The following is a 21,373-nucleotide window of genomic DNA, read 5'->3' as shown; positions in this document are numbered from 1 at the left end:
GAAGGCTCCGCCTTCGGCTTTTTCGGAGGAGCGTCGGAGTGGAGAACGAGACCAAGGGGGCCCCGAACCCGCGCTGCCGGAGGCGGCGCGAATAGACACAGCACCCGCGGTGCCGGAGCCGGTGCCGATAACACTAGAATTCTGGCGTGACCAGCGCAGCCCCTGACAACACGCGTAATCGTGCCGATGCCCTCCCCAAAAGCTGGAATCCCGGCGAGGTGGAGGCCGACCTGTACGAACGCTGGGTAGCCGCCGGTTACTTCACCGCCGACCCGCAGAGTTCCGCGCCCGGGTATTCGATCGTGCTGCCGCCGCCGAACGTCACCGGCACCTTGCACATGGGTCATGCCCTGGACCACACGCTCATGGACACCCTCGCCCGCCGCAAGCGGATGCAGGGCTATGAGGTGCTGTGGTTGCCGGGGATGGACCATGCCGGTATCGCGACCCAGTCGGTGGTCGAGAAACAGCTCGCGGCGGACGGGAAAACCAAAGAGGATTTCGGCCGCGACCTGTTCGTGCAGAAGGTCTGGGACTGGAAACGTGAATCCGGCGGTGCGATCCAGGGGCAGATGCGTGCCCTGGGCGACGGCGTCGACTGGTCGCGCGACCGGTTCACTATGGATGAGGGCCTGTCGCGGGCCGTGCAGACCATCTTCAAACGGCTGTTCGACGCGGGACTGATCTACCGGGCCGAGCGGCTGGTGAACTGGTCGCCGGAACTGCGTACCGCCATCTCCGATATCGAGGTCAAGTACGACGAGGTCGAGGGCGAACTCGTGTCGCTGCGGTACGGGTCGCTCGACGATGCCGAACCCCACGTCATCGTCGCCACCACCCGGGTCGAGACCATGCTCGGTGATACCGCGGTCGCGGTGCACCCCGACGATCCGCGTTACCGGGATCTGATCGGCACCACCCTCGAACATCCCATTACCGGGCGGCAGATCCCGATCATCGCCGATTCCTATGTCGATCCGGAGTTCGGTTCCGGCGCGGTGAAGATCACCCCGGCGCACGATCCGAACGACTTCGAGATGGGGCTGCGGCACAACCTGCCCATGCCCACGATCATGGATGAACGCGGCCGGATCGCCGGTAGTGGGACCGAGTTCGACGGTATGGACCGTTTCGAGGCCCGGGTGAAGGTGCGCGAACGGCTGGCCTCCGAGGGCCGGGTCGTCGCCGAGAAGCGTCCCTACATTCACAGTGTCGGTCATTCCGAGCGCAGCGGCGAACCGATCGAACCGCGGCTGTCCATGCAGTGGTGGGTGAAGGTCGAGGCACTGGCCGAGGCCGCCGGCGACGCCGTGCGCAACGGCGATACGGTGATCCATCCGGCGAGTCAGGAACCGCGCTGGTTCGACTGGGTCGACGATATGCACGACTGGTGCATATCGCGCCAACTGTGGTGGGGCCACCGCATCCCCATCTGGTACGGCCCCGAGGGCGAGGTCGTCTGTATCGGCCCCGACGAGGAAGCCCCCGAGGGCTGGGTGCAGGATCCCGATGTCCTGGATACCTGGTTCTCCTCCGGTCTGTGGCCCTTCTCCACCATGGGCTGGCCGGACGCGACGCCGGAACTGGCGAAGTTCTACCCGACCAGTGTGCTGGTCACCGGCTACGACATCCTGTTCTTCTGGGTCGCCCGGATGATGATGTTCGGTACCTTCGTCGCCGGCGATGCCGCGGTCACCGCGGGCAAGGGCGCCGAGTATCAGGTGCCGTTCAAGGATGTGTTCCTACACGGCCTGATCCGCGACCAGTACGGCAAGAAGATGTCGAAATCGCGCGGTAACGGTATCGACCCGCTGGACTGGATCCGCGACTACGGCGCCGACGCGCTGCGGTTCACCCTGGCCCGCGGCGCCCAACCCGGCGGTGATCTATCGGTCGGTGAACCGCATGCGCTGGCCTCGCGCAGTTTCGTCACCAAGCTGTTCAACGCCACCAAGTTCGCCCTCATGAACGGTGCCCGCATCGGCGACCTCCCGGCCCGCGACGCGCTCACCGACGCCGACCGCTGGATCATCGACCGGCTCGACGCGGTGCTGGTCGAGGTCGACGCCGCGTTCGACGCCTACGAGTTCGGTAAGGCCTGCGAGGCGCTCTACCACTTCGCCTGGGACGAACTGTGCGACTGGTACCTCGAACTGTCCAAGGTCCAGTTCACCGAAAGCGAGGCACGCGCCGAATCGACCCGTGTCGTGCTCGGCACCGTGCTGGATTCGGTGCTGCGGCTGCTGCACCCGGTGATCCCGTTCGTCACCGAATCGCTGTGGCAGGCGCTGACCGGCGGCGAATCGGTGGTGATTGCGCAGTGGCCGCGGACGACCGGTGTGCCGGCCGATACCGGGTCCGCGCAGCGGATCGCCGATCTGCAGCGGCTGGTCACCGAGATCCGCCGGTTCCGCAGCGATCAGGGTCTCAACGATAAGCAGAAGGTCGCCGCGCGGGTGCTGGGTCTGGATACTGCCGGGCTGGCCCGGCTGTATCCCGAGGTCGCGAATCTGGGCCGGCTCACCGAACCGGGTGCCGACTTCGGCGCGACCGCGTCGGTGGAGGTGCGGCTGAGCACCACCACGGTGACGGTCGAGGTGGATACCTCCGGCAGCGTGGATCTGGTGGCCGAGCGTCGCCGCCTGGAGAAGGATCTGGCCGCCGCGCAGAAGGAGCTCACCGGCACCGAAGCCAAACTCGGCAACGAAGCGTTCCTGGCCAAGGCACCGCAACAGGTGGTGGACAAGATCCGGTCCCGGCGCGATATCGCGGCGGCCGAGGTGGAACGGATCGGGGCCCGGCTGGCCGAGCTGAGCGCCGAGTGAACGACCACGAACCGAACCCGGAACCGGAGCCGCAGCACGGCGGCGCCCGGCTCGGCACCGGTCCGTCGCCGGTGGAACTGGCGGAGATGGCGCTGGTCGAGGCCGAACTCGATCGGCGCTGGCCGGAAACCAAGATCGAGCCGTCGCTCACCCGTATTTCTACGCTGATGGATGTGCTGGGCTCCCCCCAGCGCGGCTACCCGGCCATCCATATCGCCGGCACCAACGGCAAAACCTCGGTGACCCGGATGATCGACGCGCTGCTGACGGCGCTGCACCGGCGAACCGGCCGGATCACCAGCCCGCATCTGCAGCTGGCCACCGAGCGGATCGCTGTCGACAACCGGCCGATATCGCCGGCGCACTACGTGGAGCTGTATCGCGAACTACAGCCCTATGTCGAGATGATCGACGCTCAATCGGCCTCCGCGGGCGGCCCGCCGATGAGCAAGTTCGAGGTGCTCACCGCCATGGCCTACGCGGCGTTCGCCGAGGCGCCGGTCGATGTGGCGGTGGTGGAGACGGGGATGGGCGGCAGCTGGGACGCCACCAATGTGATCAACGGCCAGGTCGCCGTGATCACCCCCATCGGCCTGGACCACACCGATTACCTGGGCCCCGATCTGACCTCCATCGCCAAGGAGAAGGCCGGGATCATCAAACCCGCCCCGGAATCCCTGGTGCCCGTCGACAATGTCGCGATCATCGCCGAGCAGGACCCGGAAGCCATGGATGTGCTGCTGCGCCGCGCCGTCGAGGTGGACGCGGCCGTCGCGCGGGCCGGTGCCGAATTCCGGGTCGCGAGCCGCCGGATCGCTGTGGGCGGTCAGCAACTCGAGCTCCAGGGGCTCGGCGGCGTCTACGACGAGATCTTCCTGCCGCTGCACGGCGAACACCAGGCCCACAACGCCGCCCTCGCGCTGGCCGCGGTGGAGGCGTTCTTCGGGGCGGGGTCGCAACGCCAGCTCGATATCGACGCGATCCGCGCGGGCTTCGCCGCGGTCACCAGTCCCGGCCGGCTGGAGCGGATGCGCAACGCGCCCACCCTGTTCATCGACGCCGCGCACAACCCGGCCGGTGCCGCCGCGCTGGCGGCCACGCTCACCGCCGAATTCGACTTCCGCAAACTGGTCGGGGTCGTCGCGGTGCTCGGTGACAAGGACGCGGCCGGGATCCTCGCCGCGCTCGAACCCGTTTTCGATGAGATAGTCGTCACCACCAACGGGTCTCCGCGCGCGCTGCCGGTCGATCGGCTCGCCGATCTGGCCGTTCAGCGCTTCGGCGACGAACGGGTGGTCACGGCACAGAGCCTGCCCGATGCGCTGGAAACCGCCGTCGCCCTCGCCGAGGAAGTCGGGGAGGGCGGGGAGATGGTGTCCGGTGCCGGCGTGGTGGTCACGGGGTCGGTTGTCACCGCCGGGGCCGCCCGCGCGCTGTTCGGCAAGGACCCGGCGTGAGAATGTGGTCAACGGCCGCGGTTCGGGACCTTTCGGTCTGGAACCTTCCCTCCTCCGCTTCGCTCCCCGCTCCGTCGGCCCGGGCCCGAGGGGGCACCGAACCAGGCCCGCACTGCTGGAACCCTGCAGCAACAGCATTCGTGACGCGGCGCCAACGATAAGGACGCATGATGAGTGAGAGCGAACCGAAGGGAACCGAACCGGTTCCGTCCGCACCCGATCCGTGGAAGGGACTGCGCGGGGTGATGGCGGGGGCACTGGTGCTCGAGGCGATCACGGTGCTGCTCGCCCTGCCGGTGGTCGCCGATATCGCCGGCGGTGTCACCTGGGTCTCGGGAACCTACCTGGTGGTGCTCGCCCTGATCATGATCGCCGGGGCCGGACTGCAGCGGCGCTCCTGGGCCATACCGTTCAACCTGGGCCTGCAGGTGCTGGTCCTGGTCGGTGGCATCTTCCATATCTCGATCGCGGTGATCGGCGTCGTTTTCCTCGTCGTGTGGGGTTTCATCCTGGTGCTGCGGTCCGATGTCAAACGCCGGATGGAGGCGGGGACACTGCCCAGTCAGCGGATGGGCGGAACTTCCTAGCCGGGTCGGGCCTGCCCGTTGCGATGAGCCCTGGAGGGCTTACCTGCGGCCCTGTGCGGACTGCGGTTGGGGGCGGTTCGACCGCGCCCATTAGGCTGGCCGCGTGACAGAGCAGACATTGATTCTGATCAAGCCGGACGGCGTGGCGCGCGGTTGTGTCGGCGAGGTGCTGAGCCGGGTCGAGCGCAAGGGCCTGAAGATCGCTGCCCTCGAGCTCAAGCAGGTGAGCGAGGAGCTGGCCGGCGAGCACTACGCCGAACATGCCGACAAACCGTTCTACGGATCGCTGATCGAATTCATCACCTCGGGCCCGGTGGTCGCGGCGGTGCTGGAAGGTCCGCGCGCTATCGCCGCCTTCCGGCAGCTGGCCGGCGGCACCGATCCGGTGGAGAAGGCCGCACCCGGCAGTATCCGCGGTGATCTGGGCCTCGAGACACAGTCGAACCTGGTGCACGGATCGGACTCGCCCGAGTCCGCCAAACGCGAGATCTCCCTCTGGTTCCCCGAATTCCCGCTCTGAACACTGCCCGGTAACGGGCTTTCCGGATCCGTGCGAGTGCCTCGCGCAGCGCCATGGCGAACACCTGGCGCACGGTGTGGGATACTGGTACTTGGTTGCGCCCGACACAGGGTGCGACCGGATGACACTGCGGAACGATGCCGCCATCGCTGCCGCGGACGTAGAAGCCGGAGACCTCGGCTGCGTCTGCCCGGCGCGCTGGACGAGTGCTCGGACCGCGGCGTTCAGCCATATGCCAGGCGCCGCGTGGCCAGTTAGCCCGACCGACGTTCGATAGTGGAGATAACCGGGCACGCGGGGCGAGACCATTGACCTCGCGCCAACCGCGCGAGGCGGACGGAAAGCGTCCCCGCGACGGCCGCGTCACTCGTAGAGGAACGCGCCCGGGGGCCCGAGGAGACTTCGTGGCCGATCAAGAGCCGCTGGACACAACATCACAGGACGACGATCACTTGCCGGAGCGAATCCGAGTGCACGCCCTTGCCAAACGCTTGGGCGTGACCAGCAAACGCATCCTGGCCAAACTCAGCGAACTGGGGACCGAGGTCCGCAGCCCGCAGTCGAGCGTGGACCGGGCCGTCGCGGAATCGGTCCGCGCATCGTTGACCACCCCCAACCTGACCCCCGCCGAACCCGGCCTGTTCGAGCCGGCCGCCGTCCCGCAACCGGGTACGGCGGGGCCGGAGGGGACCGCTGACAAGACATCCGGTGACGCCGGAACGGACGCGTCCGGGGTCGGCGCCGAGACCGGCACCGCCCGTGGGGACCGGCCGCCGGCACCGGACGGTGGGGCCGGGCAAATTCCTGGCATCGGGACGGAAACCGTGGCCGCGGGCGCGGCGGTCTGGGAACCGGAGGAACCGGCCGCACCCGATGTGGTGGCCGCCGGTACCGGGCTCGCGCCCGATCCCGCGACCGGCAGTGCTCCGGTCGTCTCCGGCCCGGAGACGACCGCCACCCCCGGCGAGCAGGGCCTGTCGGAATCGGGCGCCGACGATTCCGGTGCCGGGGAATCCTCGGTGCCGGGTAGCGCCTCCGCGACCTCCGGGACGGCCGCCACCTCCGATGCCGCCGAAACCGCCAGTGCAGCCGATACCCGTATCACCGAATCCGGTGTCACGGCCGAGCTCGGCGGGGCCGCTGGACCAGCCGGAACCAGCGGGCCCGGTGAGAAGACAGCAACCGGAGAAACGGTGCAGGGCGACCGCGCCGCCCAGCCCGCAACGGCTGCCGATATTGCCACCGGTTCCACAGAACCTTCCCAGTCCGCGGGAGCGACCTCGGTATCCGTCTCCGCGACGGTTTCCACGAGCGCGCCCCTTTCCCCGGCCACGCCGCCGCCCGCGTTCACCGCCGCCGCGAATCTGTTCGCGAGCCCGGTACCCGAGGAACCCGTCTCGGCCGAACCGGTCGTCTTCGAAAGCGCGGTCGTCGCGGCCCCGCTGTTCCTCTCGCCGGACGCGGCCGCCGCCGAGGATCTGCGGCGCCGCCGCAAGGCCGAACAGCAGGCGGAGCAGCAAACCGAACGGCAGGCCGAGCAGGAGCCGGCCGCGGACAGCGAAGCCGATAACGATACCGGGGACGACCAGTCCGAACAGGGCGGCGATTCCGACGATCAGCCGCGCCGCCGCCGCCGGGGTCGCCGCGGCCGGGGCCGGGGCCGCGGAGAGCAGGCGTCCGAGGGCGACGGCGACAACGATTCCGACGAGGCCGAGCCCGCCGAACCGGCGGAGACCTCCGCCGAGACCGAGGACAAGTCGGCCGCGGGCGACGAGGCCGACCAGGAGTCCGGCGATACCGGCGAGGAATCCGAGGGCGGCTCGAGCCGTCGCCGGCGGCGTCGCCGCCGCCGGAAGGTGGCCGGGGAATCGGGCGAGGCGGCCGAATCCGCCGAGGACGATCCGCCGAATACGGTCGTGCACGAACGCGAGCCGCGGAACAAGACCCGCGTCCGCGCCACCGTGGACGAGGTCCAGGGCATCACCGGTTCCACCCGCCTCGAGGCCAAACGGCAGCGCCGGCGCGACGGCCGCGAGGCCGGCCGGCGCCGCCCGCCGATTCTCACCGAATCGGAATTCCTGGCGCGGCGCGAATCGGTCGACCGGGTGATGGTGGTGCGGGAGAAGGAGTTCCCCGGCCATCCGTCGGCGACCCAGGTCGCGGTGCTCGAGGACAACATCCTGGTCGAGCATTTCGTCACCAGTACCGGGTCGGCGTCGATGGTGGGCAATGTGTACCTGGGCAAGGTGCAGAACGTGCTGCCGAGCATGGAGGCCGCGTTCGTCGATATCGGCCGGGGCCGCAACGGTGTGCTCTACGCCGGTGAGGTGAACTGGGAGGCCGCCGGGCTCGGCGGTAAGGAACGCAAGATCGAACAGGCGCTCAAACCCGGCGATCAGGTGCTGGTGCAGGTCAGCAAGGATCCCGTTGGGCACAAGGGCGCCCGGTTGACCACCCAGATCAGCCTCGCCGGCCGTTTCCTGGTGTACGTGCCGGGCGGCACCTCCACCGGGATCAGCCGCAAACTGCCCGATACCGAACGCAAACGTCTCAAGGAGATCCTGCGTGAGATCGTGCCCGCCGATGCGGGCGTGATCATCCGGACCGCCTCCGAAGGCGTCAGCGAAGCGGAACTGACCCGCGATGTGGAACGGTTGCAGGCCACCTGGCGTAAGGTCGCCGCGGCCGCCGAGGGCGAATCGAACGCCCCGAAGACCCTCTACGAGGAACCGGACCTGCTGGTGAAGGTGGTCCGTGACCTGTTCAACGAGGATTTCTCGAAACTGGTGATCGAGGGCGAACGCTCCTGGAACACGGTCGAGAAATATATCGGCACCGTCGCCCCGGATCTGCTCGCCCGGGTGTCCCGGCACGAGAACAACGGGATCGATGTTTTCGAGGCCTACCGGATCGACGAACAGCTGGCCAAGGCGCTGGACCGCAAGGTATGGCTGCCGTCCGGCGGCACCCTGGTGATCGACCGGACCGAGGCGATGACCGTGGTCGATGTGAACACCGGCAAGTTCACCGGCTCCGGCGGCGGCAACCTCGAGGAAACCGTCACCCGCAACAACCTCGAGGCCGCCGAGGAGATCGTGCGGCAGATGCGGTTGCGCGATATCGGCGGCATGATCGTGGTCGATTTCATCGATATGGTCCTCGAATCCAACCGCGACCTGGTGCTACGCCGGCTCACCGAGGCACTGGGCCGGGACCGCACCCGCCATCAGGTCTCCGAGGTGACCTCGCTCGGCCTGGTGCAGATGACCCGCAAGAAGCTCGGCACGGGTTTGGTGGAGGCATTCTCCACCACCTGCGAGCACTGCCACGGCCGCGGCATCCTGGTGCACAGCTACCCGGTGGAAACGGGCGGCGGCGACGAGGCTTCGGGCCGGGGTCGTGAATCGGGTTCGCGGCGGCGGCGCAACCGCGACAAACCCGCGCCCGCAGCCACGCCGGCGCCGGCGGCCGAGGTCTCGGAAGAGGATGCGGCAGCGAAACGGGCCCACCCGGTGGCGCTGGCCATGGCCGCGCATCAGTCGGAGGACGCGGCGGACGAGGCGGCGACAGCCGCGGATCAGGTTGCGACCGGCGAGGTTGCGGCCGAGGCCGGGGAGAAGGCAGCAACGGAGGCCGACGACGCCGACCGGGCCGGCACCGCGGAACCGCGGCGGCGGCGCACCCGGGTCCGGCGTTCCGCCGGTGCCGCGTCGTCTGCGGAGCGTTCTGCTGCCGAGTCGAACGGCAGCGCAATGCACGCGGTATCCGAAACGAGTGCCGCGGACAGCGCCGAAGCTGCCGGCGATACGACCGGAGCTGCCGGCGATACGGCAGACGCCACTACGGATGCGGCCGGCGCTGCTACGGACTTCGCCGGGGCTGCCGCGGATACGTCTACGGAGGCAGGCGGACCGGGTACCGGTACCGCTGCGTCGATGACGGCGCGCGATACGGCCACCGGCAGCGCGGCGACCGCTGCGCCGGAAGCGGCCGAGTCGACAGCTCATGCGGATGTCGATGGCTCGCCGGATACCGAACCGGTGACGACGGAAGTTGCCGCCGGTGATGCCGCGGCACCGGATACGTCCGGCACCGCGTCCGCCGGCGGACACGGTCTCGGCACGCCGATTGCAGCGGACACCGTCCGCAGCGGTGCTCCGGAACCCACTTCCGCTCCGAATGGCGCCACGGCCGCGGCGAACGGCACGGCGACGACGGATGTGACAGCCGATACCGGGGGAGAGTCACCGGTTGCCGGGGCGCCGGCCGCGGAGAGCGCTTCCGGCTCCCGGGCCCGGCGGCGTCGCGTCGCCAGGTCTACGTCCGCTCCGGCGGCCGACAGTTCGGGTGCGGTTTTCGTGTTGTCCGCCGAGGAGCAGCCGTCGGCGCCAGTCGCCGAGTTCGCGGCCGAGCCTGCGGAGGCCGAAGTTCCGGTCCGCCGGGTGCGGCGTCGTGCGGCCGGGCGCCCGGCCGGACCGCCGGTCGACGAAGACAACTGAGTCGAGGTGAACGTGCCCGGTCCGGCTTCGGATCGGGCACTTCGCTGTATGCCGGAGGCTCCTTGCCCGCAGCCTGGTATCCGGCGCGGCGACGCGGTGATCGATGGCCGGGAGGGGACCGGTTTGGTCGGGGCAACCGGCATCGGGTAATCTTGGCAGTCGCTGCCCGGTGACAGCATGTGCTGTTCCGTGGCCGGTTCCCGATACCGAGAGCCACCAGATGCCGGGGCGGCGATGATTACCAGACCAGTCGTGCGGTGGATCCCGGTGCACTCCGAGAGACAACCGTGCGAACGAGTGCCGAGCACTATAGGAAGAAGGGCAGCCGACCGATGGCAACGTACGCGATCGTCAAGACCGGCGGAAAGCAGTACAAGGTCGCGGTCGGTGACCTGGTGAAGGTCGAGAAGATCGAGGGTGCGCCGGGCACCTCTGTGGCACTGTCGCCGGTCCTCGTCGTCGATGGCGCCGAGCTGACCACCACGGCGGACAAGCTCGCGAAGGTTTCGGTTTCGGCCGAGGTCGTCGAGCAGACCAAGGGCCCGAAGATCCGCATCCACAAGTTCAAGAACAAGACCGGCTACCACAAGCGCCAGGGTCACCGTCAGCCGCTGACGGTCCTGAAGGTCACCGGCATCAAGTAACCACTCGCAGGGCTTTGGTCCCGCGCTGAAGGAGTATCAGCAATGGCACATAAGAAGGGTGCATCCAGCTCCCGGAACGGCCGCGATTCCAATTCCAAGCGGCTCGGCGTGAAGCGCTTCGGCGGGCAGACCGTCAAAGCCGGCGAGATCTTGGTGCGGCAGCGTGGCACCCACTTCCACCCCGGCGTCAACGTCGGCCGCGGCGGGGACGACACCCTGTTCGCGCTGGAGGCCGGTGCCGTGACGTTCGGCAGTAAGCGTGGTCGCAAGACCGTCAACATCGTGGTCCCGGAGCCGGTCGAAGCCTGACCGGCTGACGACTCCACCACAGCGAGCGGGTCAGGGTGATTCACCCTCGACCCGCTTTTCGCGTTTCTACGGTCCGCCGTAGCTTTCCCGGGGCGGCCCCGGTACCGGGCGCCGCGCCTTCCCGACCTTCCAGTTCCCGAGGAGGATGATCCGGCCATGGCCAAGTTCATCGACCGCGTCGTTCTTCATGTCAGCGCCGGTAAAGGCGGCCATGGTTGTGCGTCGGTACACCGGGAGAAGTTCAAGCCGCTCGGCGGGCCCGACGGCGGTAACGGTGGTAACGGCGGGGATGTGGTCCTCGAGGTCGACCCCAATGTGCACACCCTGCTCGACTTCCACTTCCACCCGCACGCGAAGGCCGGGAACGGTAAACCCGGCGAGGGCGGGAACCGAGACGGGAAGAAGGGGTCGGAACTGCTGCTGAAGGTTCCGGACGGGACCGTGGTGGTGGATACCGACGGTGAGATCCTGATGGATCTGGTCGGTGCCGGCAACCGGTTCGTGATCGCGAAAGGCGGTCGCGGCGGGCTGGGGAACGCGGCGCTGGTATCCCGGGCGCGGAAGGCTCCCGGGTTCGCGCTCCTCGGCGAGGAGGGCGAGGTGCGCGATGTGGTGCTGGAGCTCAAATCCGTCGCCGACGTGGGTCTGGTCGGGTTTCCGTCGGCCGGTAAGTCGTCGCTGGTCTCGGTGCTCTCCGCCGCGAAACCCAAGATCGCCGACTATCCGTTCACCACACTCGTCCCGAACCTGGGAGTGGTGAATGCCGGTGACACCACCTTCACCATCGCCGACGTTCCGGGATTGATCCCCGGCGCGAGCGACGGTCGCGGTCTCGGCCTGGATTTCCTGCGGCACTTGGAACGCTGTGCGGTACTCGCCCATGTGGTCGATCTGGCGACCATGGAACCGGGCCGCGATCCCCTCTCCGATATCGACGCGCTGGAAGCCGAGCTCGCCGCCTACAATCCGGCGCTGCGCGGCGACGCGAGCCTCGGTGATCTGGCCGACCGGCCACGGGTGGTGATCCTGAACAAGGCCGATGTACCCGACGCCGAAGACCTCGCCGATCTGGTGACCCCGGAATTGCGGGAGCGGGGATGGCCGGTGTTCCGGATCTCCGCGGTCAGCCATGCCGGTTTGCGCCCGCTGACCTTCGCTCTCGCCGAACTGGTGCAGCAGTATCGCGACGCGCATCCGAAGGCCGAGCCGAAACGTCCGGTGATCCGCCCGGTAGCGGTCGACGATTCCGGATTCACCGTGGTGCCCGATCCCGACGAACCGGGTGGTTTCGTGGTTCGCGGTACCCGGCCCGAACGCTGGGTCCGCCAGACCCAGTTCGACAACGACGAAGCCGTCGGCTACCTCGCCGACCGGCTGGCCCGGCTCGGCGTGGAAGACGAACTGGTCCGGCTCGGTGCCGAACCCGGTGCGCCGGTGACGATCGGCGATGTGACCTTCGACTGGGAACCGCAGATCACCGCCGGCGCCGATATCGTGCCCACCGGCCGCGGCACCGATATCCGGCTCGAACAGACCGATCGGGTCAGTGCGGCCGAACGTAAGCACGCCTCACGGGTGCGGCGTGGACTCGTCGACGAAGAAGACAGGGAGTAGGCAGGTGAGCCTGGGCAGCCGCGGAACAGGGGCACGGCCGTGACCCAGTTGCCGCTAGAACTCAGTGACGCGCGGCAGGCGATAGCCGGGGCACGGCGAGTCGTGGTGAAGATCGGTTCCTCCGCGCTCACCAGCCTGCAGGGTGGTCTGGACAACGACCGGCTGGATCGGCTCGCGGACGCTATCGAGGCGCGGATGCGAGCCGGGTCCGATGTGGTGGTGGTGTCTTCCGGCGCGATCGGTGCCGGGCTGGCGCCGCTCGGGCTCAGCCGGCGGCCGCGTGATCTCGCGACCAAACAGGCCGCGGCCAGTGTCGGTCAACTCGCGCTCGCGCATGCATGGGGAACCTCGTTCGCCCGCTACGACCGCACCGTGGGGCAGGTGCTGCTCACCGCCGGCGATTTCGGCCGGCGCGAGCACCACCGCAACGCGCAGCGGACCCTGGACCGGTTGCGGTCGCTCGGGGCGGTCGCGGTGGTGAACGAGAACGATACGGTCGCCACGGAGGAGATCCGGTTCGGTGACAACGACCGCCTCGCCGCGCTGGTCGCGCACCTGGTGGGGGCCGACGCTTTGTTCCTGCTCTCCGATGTGGCCGGGCTCTACGACGGCGACCCCCGGAAGGGCGATGCGAATTTCATCGCGGAGGTGCGCAGCAGCGCCGACCTCGACGGCGTGATCGCCGGAAGCGGTGGAGTGCTCGGCACGGGCGGAATGGCCTCGAAACTGTCCGCCGCGCGGTTGGCCGCGGACGCGGGTGTACCGGTGCTGCTGGCGGCGGCGGCGGAGGCGGCGAGTGCGCTCGGAACCGGGACCGTCGGTACGGCGTTCGCGGCCCGCCCGGTGCGTTTGTCGGCCCGCCGGTTCTGGGTCCGGCACGCCGCCGACAGTCGCGGCGCCATTCTCATCGACGCCGGGGCCGTCACCGCGGTGGCGCATGCCCGGCGTTCACTGCTGGCCGCCGGGATCGTCGGGGTACGCGGCCGGTTCCACGGCGGCGATGTGGTGGATCTGATCGGCCCGGACCGCGCGATCGTCGCCCGCGGCGTGGTGGAATACGACGCGGCCGAACTCGCCACCATGCTGGGCCGCTCCACCCGGGAACTGCCGGACAGTATGCAACGTCCGGTGATCCACGCCGACGATCTCGTGAAGGTCTGACCCACCCGCCGGACAGCCCGTCGCCCCGGCTCAGGAAACACGCCCCAGATGGTCGGCGGTGCGGGTGGTTTCCGGTAGCCGGTAGCGGGGTGCCAGGCGCAGGACCAGATCGCAGGCCGAATCGAGGGTGTAGCGGTGGCCCACCGAGACGTAGACCGGTTTGATCCCGCGCTGCGTGCGCAGGACGCGGCCGACGATCTCACCGTCGGCGGTGACCGGGCTGCAGTCGCCGCGGTCGGGCCCGGGGGCGCTGAACCGGCCGTAGGAGTTCTTCGCGACACCGATACTCGGCAGGCCGGTGAGGACACCGAGATGCGCGGCCAGGCCGAATCGGCGAGGATGGGCCAGCCCGTGGCCGTCGCAGACGAGCACATCGGGTTCGACGGTCAGCTCCTGCAGCGCCCGGGTCAGGGCGGGGATCTCACGGAATGCGAATAGACCGGATATATAAGGAAACTCGATGCGTTCCCGGACCACGGCCTCATCGAGCACCGTCAGCGATTCGGCATCGAGTACCGTCACCACCCCCACGGCGATATCCGGATCCCGATAGGCCACATCCAGCCCGGCCACCCGCCGTACCGGCCCGTGAGCGTCGCCGACCACGACCCGTGCCCGGAGCCGCTGCTGTATCGCGACGGCCTCGTTCTCGGTCACCACCCATTCGTGCATCTGCCGCACCCGAACCATCCCCGGAGCCTAATCCGCGCATACCGCACGAACGTATTCGCGGACCGGGTACGGCGGGCGGCAGCCGGCGGCACACCGGCGACCGGGGCGTGCACGCGGAGTGGGGACACCGAGACGCGTTTCTCGTCGCACGCCGGGTGGTTTCCCGGTTGGGGACCATCGGGATACCGGGGCCGGTGTGGATGTCGAGGAATCCGGTGAACGATGGTCGTGATTGCGAGACCGGTGCGGCCGCGAGGGTGGTGCCTGCTCAGCCGGGGAAAGGGTCCACAACCCCGTAGTCGCGTAGCCGTTCGACGGCGCGGTCGTCGGACAGTTCGGCGCGGGCCTCGGGATGTTCGTGGTAGAAGCGGATCAGCCAGTACGTTCCTGCCGCGCCGATCGAGAGCTTTTCCGCGTGTATCCGTTTGGTGCGGGTGCGGCCGGGACGCCGGCCGGGGGATTCGATCCGGATGGTGCCCTTGGAGTTGTTACGCGACTCCACGGCGACCAGTTCCACAGCGGTCCAGCTCACCCGGTTCCCGATGGAGGTCTTCGTGGGCACCACGATATGCATCGGCGTGAGCACCAGGCGGCGGATCTCCGGCCGCCGCGCGTAGACGGCGAGGTATCCGAGCAGTACCACCGCGACCGCGATCGCGAGCCACGGAGAAACCGGCAACCGCAGCGTGAGGTTGTCGGTCAGCACCCCGATTCCGTAGATCGCGCAGAGCGCCGCCGGGCTCAGGAAGCAGAGCACCAGTGCGATCTCGTAGCCGAGTGAGCGGCGCACCACCAGCGCGCCGCGATCGCTGGCGAACCGCGCGCCGTCGACCCGGATGCGGGACCGGCCCCGCGAGGTCGCGGAGATCATCGGCAGGAACGAGGCCACCCAGACGGTGGCCGCGATATGCAGGGCGGTGCGCAGCGGCTCGCCGGAGTCGAGAGACAGTGCGGACTGGGCCGCGAGGAAGGTGGCCAGGATGGCCACGAGGAAGACCGCCGGGTAGGTCAAGCCGTTGAGGTTGCCGCGTAGTTCCCGCGGCGGCGGGAAGAAGCCGCTCGGCGGGACCTGCCGTGGATCCGCCTGCATCCCCGGACCTGCCTGGGCTTCAGGCGGTTCGGTGGACAGCGTGCTCGGCTGGGATGTCATCGGTACTACCTGTACTCCAGGGTTGCTTCGGGTGCCTGTGATGATATCGGCAATCGCCCGGCAACTCCGCCTTGTGCGCCGGCGGTGGCGTCTGTGCGCCATAGGCTGCCCGTTCGACGGTGATCGTCCCTGGCCGCGGCACCGCTCGTGCCGCGGCCGGGGGCGATCGGAAACGCTGCGCCGGTTCAGTTCTCGGTGCCGGTGCCGGCCACCGCGACCTCCTTGCGCGGCCGGAGCCGGTCGATCGCCGCCACGATCACCAGCGAAATCACGCCCCATACCGCGAATGTCGTCAGATGGGACCCGACGATATCGGCATCGAAGTACAGGATCGAGCGCACCGATTCCACCGCGGCCGGCATGGGCAGCACATCGTGCAGGACCCGGAACATCTCCGGTTCCATATAGATCGACATGGCGCCGTTGGATGCGGGAACGCCCAGGAACATCAGCACCGCGATCACCGGGAGAATGGCGAGCATGCCCAGCAGTCGTACGAAAATTGTCGTGAACAGGGCCGTACTGAATATCGCGACCGCCCCCACGCCGAGCAGTGGCAGGAAATGCCCGTGTACCGCGCCGGTGATCGGGCCCGCGATAACCCAGACCACGGCCGACATCGCCAGTGCCCAGCCCACCAGTAGCGGGAGCAGGGTGCGCAGCCCCATCACCATCGGCGCCGCCGTCGAGCCGACGACGATGATCAAGAAACCGGCCATGATCCAGCCCATCGCCAGATACATGCTGACCGAGCCCATCGTGTCGGTATCCGCGAGCGCGGTGACGTTCTCGATCTCCAACGGCATCTGCTGACCCGCCGCGACCTGACCGAACACCGTCTGCACCACCTGCTGCTGGCTCATCCCCGCGGCTTCGTTGGTGATCAGGGTGGCGTGCGGGGTCTGCGCCGACGGCAGGATGTAGGCGGCGGAGACCGTGCGGTCCCGGACGAGTTCGCGGGCCTCGGCGCTGTCGGTGAGGCCGCGCAGATCGAACAGGCCGGCCATGTTCCGATCCAGGCCCTGCACAACCTGACCGGCCATTTCCGGGGTAGGCGCGACGACCGCCACCGGCATTTCCTCGGGGGCCGGCTGATACATCGCCCCGAGCATGGTGGTCATCATCATGGCCACCATGGCGAACGGGAAGAACGCCAGCAGGGCGTAGTGCACCGGGGTGCGCGGCCGCGGGCCGGGGAGCAGGGATTCGACAGTGCGCGCGGGCGGTGCGGCATCGGGGTTGCGGCGCCGTTTGATCGCGTCGATCCCGAGTGTGGCCAGTAGTGCGATGACGGCGCCGGCTGCCAGCACGAGCAGATGGCCGCCCAGTCCGTTGCCGCCGAAGAAGAGCGCCGAACGCAGCGCCTCACCGGTGGCCGGAGCAGGCAGGAAACTGTGCAGGATCGGGTAGAGCGACGGCAGCGTGTACACCGACATGCCGAGGTTGGATGCCGGAACACCCAGCACCATCAGGAAGAGCATCCCCACCAGTACGGCCATCGGGCCGAAGATCCGGGTCAGGAACAGCTGCACCGAACCCACCGCGAAGACGGCGAGCCAGCTGATACCCAGTACTTCTGCGGTATGACCTCGGACAGCGCCCAGAATGGGGTCGGCCACCGTCCACACCAGTCCGGCCAGGAGCGCGGACCAGCCCGCGAGCAGCGGTACGAATCGGCGCAACCGCAGCAGTTCCGGCGCGGAGGACAGCATCAGGCTCAGCGGCATGTACCCGGCAAGCATGAGCGCGGTGGTCATGAACATCACCGCAAGTCCGGCGGTGTCGTGCGCTGGTAGGGGTGCGAGGTCTTCGGCTCGGTGCTGCAGCTCGCCGGCGACTACCTGGGCGGTGAGAATCTGGCCGACACTGGTGGCCTGGGATGCGCCGGCGGCGCTCGCCGTATAGACGGTGGCAGTGCCGTCGGGCCCGGCGGGCAGCGTGACCGCGCCGGTGACTTCGCGCGTGAAGACCAGGTCACGGGCTTCGGTATCGCTGCCGACGACGCGCACGTCCACGGCATCGCCCGGACCGGATTCCAGCGCCGTCGCGAACTCGGCTGCCCCCGCACCGGCGACGGCGACGGGCATATCGTTCGGCGCCGGCGCATGCATCGCGGCCAGGTAGCCGGTGATCATCATGGACACCATCAGGAACGGGAAGACGAACATGCCGACGACGCGGCCGATCTTCTCCTTTTTCGCCCGCGCCGGCTCGTCTTGTTCCGTTTTGTCGAGCTCCGGGCCGGTTGGCGGGCTGTCGTTTTCGGTCGGCGCAACGGTCACCGCGGCACTCCTCGCTGTGGGCAGATACGAACCCGCGGGTTCGGTACAGGATCGATGGGTTCTCCGGCGGCGGGGCAGCATCATCGATTCCCTCGAACCGCGCACCCGGTATTGAGTCCAATTTACGCCACTTGGCTTAAAATGGCGGCATCGGAGTGCTGTGAGCCTGATCGCAACCGCATGGGGGAGGTGTGGCGGCAAGATGGGTCTGTCGGCAGGCACACTTCACGGCAGAAGGATGGAGAACAGTGGGACGGCGCGGTGAACTGGCCAGGCAGGCCCTCCTCGACTCCGCCGAGGAACTGTTCGCCACCCACGGCATCGACTCGGTATCCAACCGGCGCGTCGCCGAACACGCGGGCCAGTCCAACCACTCGGCCGTGAATTATTACTTCGGCGACCGCGACGAACTACTCCGCGCCCTGGTGGAACGGTATCGGGAACCGGTGCGCCGGATTCGTGCCGAGCTGTTCGCCCGACTTCCGGCCGACCCGAGCCTCACGGAAAACCTGCAGTGCCTCATCCTGCCGGTCACCGGCCATATCGGCGCCCTGCCCGCCCCGACCTGGCGCGCCCGGCTCCAGCGTCAGCTCGCCATGACACCGTCCACCGCCGCCATGCTCGTCGAATCGGCCCGCGAGGACGACATATCCGACCGCGTCATCGCACGGATCCACGAATCCCTGGCAGCCGTTCCGGCTCCGGTGCGGGCCGGCCGTGAGCGGATCGTCGGCCGCATGATCATCGATATCTGCGCCGAATACGAAACCCGGATCAGCGAGGGGTCGCAGCCCGCCGAATGGACCGCACTCGGATACTTCCTCACCGACGCCTGTGCCGGCCTGCTCAGCGCTGCGGTGAGTCATTCGGATTTCACCGGGCTCTAGGCAGGAACCCGCCCACCACCGGCAAGAGGAATACGGCGCAGACACCTGCCCGGCCGGGGAAATGCGCCCGGAGCTCAAGCAGGCCCTGCCCGACCACTGACTGCCCGCTCCACTGGGCGGGTTGCCGGGTGTCGGGGTTACATCCGGTCGGCGGACCGGGTTCGCCGCATCCGGAGCCGATATGCGGCGCTGTCCCCCACCGTGGCGTGGGCGTCATCTCGTCGCCACAACGCGGCGACCGGGCGGGGCGGCGCAGCCGTTCACGGTGACGAGGCCACCTGCGCCGGCACACTCGTCCGGCCGGACGCCGACAGGCCCCCGGGCGGGCCGCCCGGAGCAAGGCCGGACGGCCCGGGGCGATCGGAACTACGCCGCCGGGTTCTGTTGCATGCCTCGATACCGGACTCGGTCACGTCCCGCGGGCGAAATCGGCCAGCAAAGACGGCACCGCGGCGTCGAAACCGGCGATATCGAGCATTCCGGCATCACGCGGATCGGCGATGGTGAAATTGCTCGCGGTCATACCGACCACCACCAGCTCGGCCCGCGGATTGATGTGCTCGCGGTAGCGGCTCAACGCCTGATGCGGGTGCTCCTTCCCGGCCCAGGTCTCGTTATCGGTGAGGACCACGAAAACGTCCACATCGATACCGTGTTCGAGCGCGTAGCGCATGGGCAGCGAGCAATCCGTACCACCGAACGGCAGGTTCGAGACCGCGCGGATCGCATCGTCGAGGCGCTGCCGCGGGCTGATATCGACCGGGTGCAGCCCGGCGTCCCGGTTACTCGCACCACCGCCGCGTGCGGTGAAACCGACGATCCGGTGGTGCTTTTCGGTCGTGGCGGTCACCAGCGCCAGCGCCGCACTCGCCTCCCGTGCCGACAGCGGCAGACCCGATATCGGGGCGGTCATCGAGCCCGATACGTCCAGCGCGAGCAGATAGCGCTTCCCGGTGGGCTCCACCGTCCGGAACGCCGCATAGAACGCCGCGTCCAGGGCATCGACGATCGGCTGTGCGGGTGTCCAGGTGCCGCGTCCACGTACGCCGCGTCCGGCGGCGTAGGTGCGCAGCGCGACCAGCACGTTCACCGGGTGCACCCGTCCGCGCCGCAATCGCTGCGGATCGGCCAGTTGCGCGGCCACCGCCCGGGTGCGCGCCCCGAGCGGGTCCAGTAGTCCGAGGCCGGTGAGCCGCGGCAGCTGCCGCATGAGCGCGGTCTGCGCAAGACCGTTGTCCAGCAGCGCTTCCCATACCGCGGGTTCGGCCAGTGCCGGATCAGGCAGCATCTCCCACGTCAGCCGGTACTCGCGGATCAGCGCCGGGATCGCGGCGACCTCGGCGGTCCGCGCCCGGTGCAACCCTTCCACCAGCCGCAACCCGTCCAGGGCGGGTTCGCGTCCGCAGATCCAATCGAACAACCGCCGACGTTCGTCCTCGGTGGTTTCCGGGTGCGACAGGCGCAGCAGGTCGCGGTGTGTCCAGCCTTCCCGCTGCCGGTACTTCACGGCCTGGTAGGCGATGTCGTCGATCGGCCGGCTCGTGTACCAGTGCGCGACAGCGCGGCGCAGGCCGCGACCCCAGCCGCGGAACTGCTCGATATAGCGCGCGAACAGGAACAGATGCGTTCCGGTGCGCGCCACCAGGGGGAGCGCGTCCAACGCGGTGCGCCGGCCTTCGGTATCGCCCAGCGAGGCCGCGGCGGCGAGCGCGAACAATGCGGGATTCTGCCGCGGCGCCCGGCCGGACACCGAGATCTCGACGATCTCGGCGACCAGCTCCGCGGTGCGTTCCTGCGCGAATTCGACGACTACAGCGGCGTTTTCGCGAGTGAGTTCCCGCGCGTCGGCATAGTAGGTGCCACCGTCGGTGCCGAGGGTGAGGAACCGGCGCAACCGCACCTGCGGGGTGACTTCGAACGTATGGCCGCCCGCGTTGTTCGGCACCTGCCGGGTATCGGCCTGTTCCCGCTGCGCTGTGCTGCGCAGATCGATCCGTGCGAGTGCGTCCATCGGCTTCCCCTTCCTTCGGCCCGGGTGTCCGGGCATGCGGGGAGACGGGCGTGCCGGTCTCCGCCGGGATGATCTACCCGAAAGCTGACCGGCAGCTGCCGGCCCTTCCCCACTGTGTCGGTGCGCGCGGAGAACGGGCATGGTGGTGCGGACCGGATCGTGTACCCGGTTTCCCGGGCACACTCAGGATTCGAACCCGTATATGCCAGATAACCGGCCGGCTTCGGCCCGTTCTCGTTGCGCGGCACGTCGAGCGGGTGGGCGTGGTGGTGTGACCGGAAGTCCACGGCTCTATCGACTGAGCTACGCGCCCATACGGGACGCGGCGGGATTCGAACCCGCGACCTGTGGATCCGAAAACCGATTCACGCCGGCCCACCCGCCTGTGTGCCGTGCCGGGAACTGTACGCAATCGGACGCGATGCGCTCCACCGAATTTCCGCGAACGCGAGATCCGGGGGGAGAAGATCGGCCAGTACACGGCCGTGGCGACCAGCGGGCCGCGACACGACCGATCGCAGGGCGGGTGGGCGTGGTGGTGTGACCGGAATGCCGACTGCTCTACCAGCTGAGCTACACGTCCATGAGCGGACGTGGCGGGATTCGAACCCGCGACATGCCGATTAGAAAGGTAACCGATCGACTCCGGCCCACCCGCTGCGATGTGCCGTGCCCGGAACTGTACGCAATCCGGTCCGGTGTGCTCCACCGATTATCGGGGTACCGACGGGGGAGTCCGGTGTCGGCGCGTGCTC

At 68.6% G+C, this 21,373-nt stretch carries 14 protein-coding genes; 10 read left to right on the top strand and 4 right to left on the bottom strand.

Going from position 1 to position 21,373, the window contains the following annotated elements:
* Positions 1-146 precede the first annotated feature (146 nt).
* The 9 genes from IU448_RS20085 to proB all read left to right on the top strand — a co-directional run bounded on the left by IU448_RS20085 (position 147) and on the right by proB (position 13,616).
* On the top strand, positions 147-2,825 hold the full coding sequence (locus IU448_RS20085; protein ID WP_195057199.1) for a valine--tRNA ligase: 2,679 nt from the start codon (positions 147-149) through the stop codon (positions 2,823-2,825).
* Between the two features lie 71 nt (positions 2,826-2,896).
* The gene (folC, locus tag IU448_RS20080) at positions 2,897-4,282 is read left to right on the top strand and encodes a bifunctional tetrahydrofolate synthase/dihydrofolate synthase (RefSeq protein WP_416383034.1); all 1,386 of its coding nucleotides are present in this window, start codon (positions 2,897-2,899) and stop codon (positions 4,280-4,282) included.
* A 170-nt stretch (positions 4,283-4,452) separates the two neighbouring features.
* Positions 4,453-4,869, top strand: a complete 417-nt coding sequence (locus IU448_RS20075; protein ID WP_195057469.1) for a DUF4233 domain-containing protein — start codon at positions 4,453-4,455, stop codon at positions 4,867-4,869.
* Between the two features lie 103 nt (positions 4,870-4,972).
* Positions 4,973-5,389: a nucleoside-diphosphate kinase gene (gene ndk / locus IU448_RS20070; RefSeq protein ID WP_195057198.1), complete on the top strand. Its 417-nt coding sequence runs from the start codon at positions 4,973-4,975 to the stop codon at positions 5,387-5,389.
* A 404-nt stretch (positions 5,390-5,793) separates the two neighbouring features.
* Complete coding sequence (locus tag IU448_RS20065; RefSeq protein WP_195057197.1) at positions 5,794-9,888, top strand: translation initiation factor IF-2 N-terminal domain-containing protein; 4,095 nt, start codon at positions 5,794-5,796, stop codon at positions 9,886-9,888.
* Positions 9,889-10,220: 332 nt separating this feature from the next.
* Positions 10,221-10,532, top strand: coding sequence for a 50S ribosomal protein L21 (gene rplU / locus IU448_RS20060; protein WP_058856967.1), 312 nt, complete (start codon positions 10,221-10,223; stop codon positions 10,530-10,532).
* Positions 10,533-10,574: 42 nt separating this feature from the next.
* Positions 10,575-10,841 carry a 50S ribosomal protein L27 gene (gene rpmA, locus IU448_RS20055; protein WP_033244700.1) on the top strand — a complete coding sequence of 89 codons (267 nt, stop codon included), beginning with the start codon at positions 10,575-10,577 and terminating at the stop codon, positions 10,839-10,841.
* Between the two features lie 156 nt (positions 10,842-10,997).
* Positions 10,998-12,455, top strand: a complete 1,458-nt coding sequence (gene obgE / locus IU448_RS20050) for a GTPase ObgE (protein WP_195057196.1) — start codon at positions 10,998-11,000, stop codon at positions 12,453-12,455.
* Positions 12,456-12,494: 39 nt separating this feature from the next.
* On the top strand, positions 12,495-13,616 hold the full coding sequence (proB, locus tag IU448_RS20045; protein WP_416383027.1) for a glutamate 5-kinase: 1,122 nt from the start codon (positions 12,495-12,497) through the stop codon (positions 13,614-13,616).
* Between the two features lie 30 nt (positions 13,617-13,646).
* On the opposite strand, the gene IU448_RS20040 is transcribed toward proB, so the two are convergent.
* From IU448_RS20040 to IU448_RS20030, 3 genes are all read right to left on the bottom strand, one after another.
* Complete coding sequence (locus IU448_RS20040) at positions 13,647-14,306, bottom strand: endonuclease V (protein ID WP_195057195.1); 660 nt, start codon at positions 14,304-14,306, stop codon at positions 13,647-13,649.
* A gap of 250 nt (positions 14,307-14,556) precedes the next feature.
* Positions 14,557-15,438, bottom strand: coding sequence for a hypothetical protein (locus tag IU448_RS20035; protein ID WP_195057194.1), 882 nt, complete (start codon positions 15,436-15,438; stop codon positions 14,557-14,559).
* Positions 15,439-15,623: 185 nt separating this feature from the next.
* Positions 15,624-17,720, bottom strand: a complete 2,097-nt coding sequence (locus IU448_RS20030; protein WP_195057193.1) for an ABC transporter permease — start codon at positions 17,718-17,720, stop codon at positions 15,624-15,626.
* Positions 17,721-17,968: 248 nt separating this feature from the next.
* On the opposite strand from IU448_RS20030, the gene IU448_RS20025 reads away from it, so the two are divergent.
* The gene (locus IU448_RS20025) at positions 17,969-18,607 is read left to right on the top strand and encodes a TetR/AcrR family transcriptional regulator (RefSeq protein ID WP_195057192.1); all 639 of its coding nucleotides are present in this window, start codon (positions 17,969-17,971) and stop codon (positions 18,605-18,607) included.
* A 409-nt stretch (positions 18,608-19,016) separates the two neighbouring features.
* Here the strand turns inward: IU448_RS20025 and IU448_RS20020 are convergent, their stop codons facing one another.
* Positions 19,017-20,618 carry a TROVE domain-containing protein gene (locus IU448_RS20020; protein ID WP_195057191.1) on the bottom strand — a complete coding sequence of 534 codons (1,602 nt, stop codon included), beginning with the start codon at positions 20,616-20,618 and terminating at the stop codon, positions 19,017-19,019.
* Positions 20,619-21,373: the final 755 nt, after the last annotated feature.

The organism is Nocardia flavorosea, from assembly GCF_015477805.1.
Classification (GTDB): Bacteria; Actinomycetota; Actinomycetes; order Mycobacteriales; family Mycobacteriaceae; genus Nocardia; species Nocardia flavorosea_A.
Note: the sequence above shows the minus strand (reverse complement) of the source record. Positions and strands in the feature narration are given on the sequence as shown.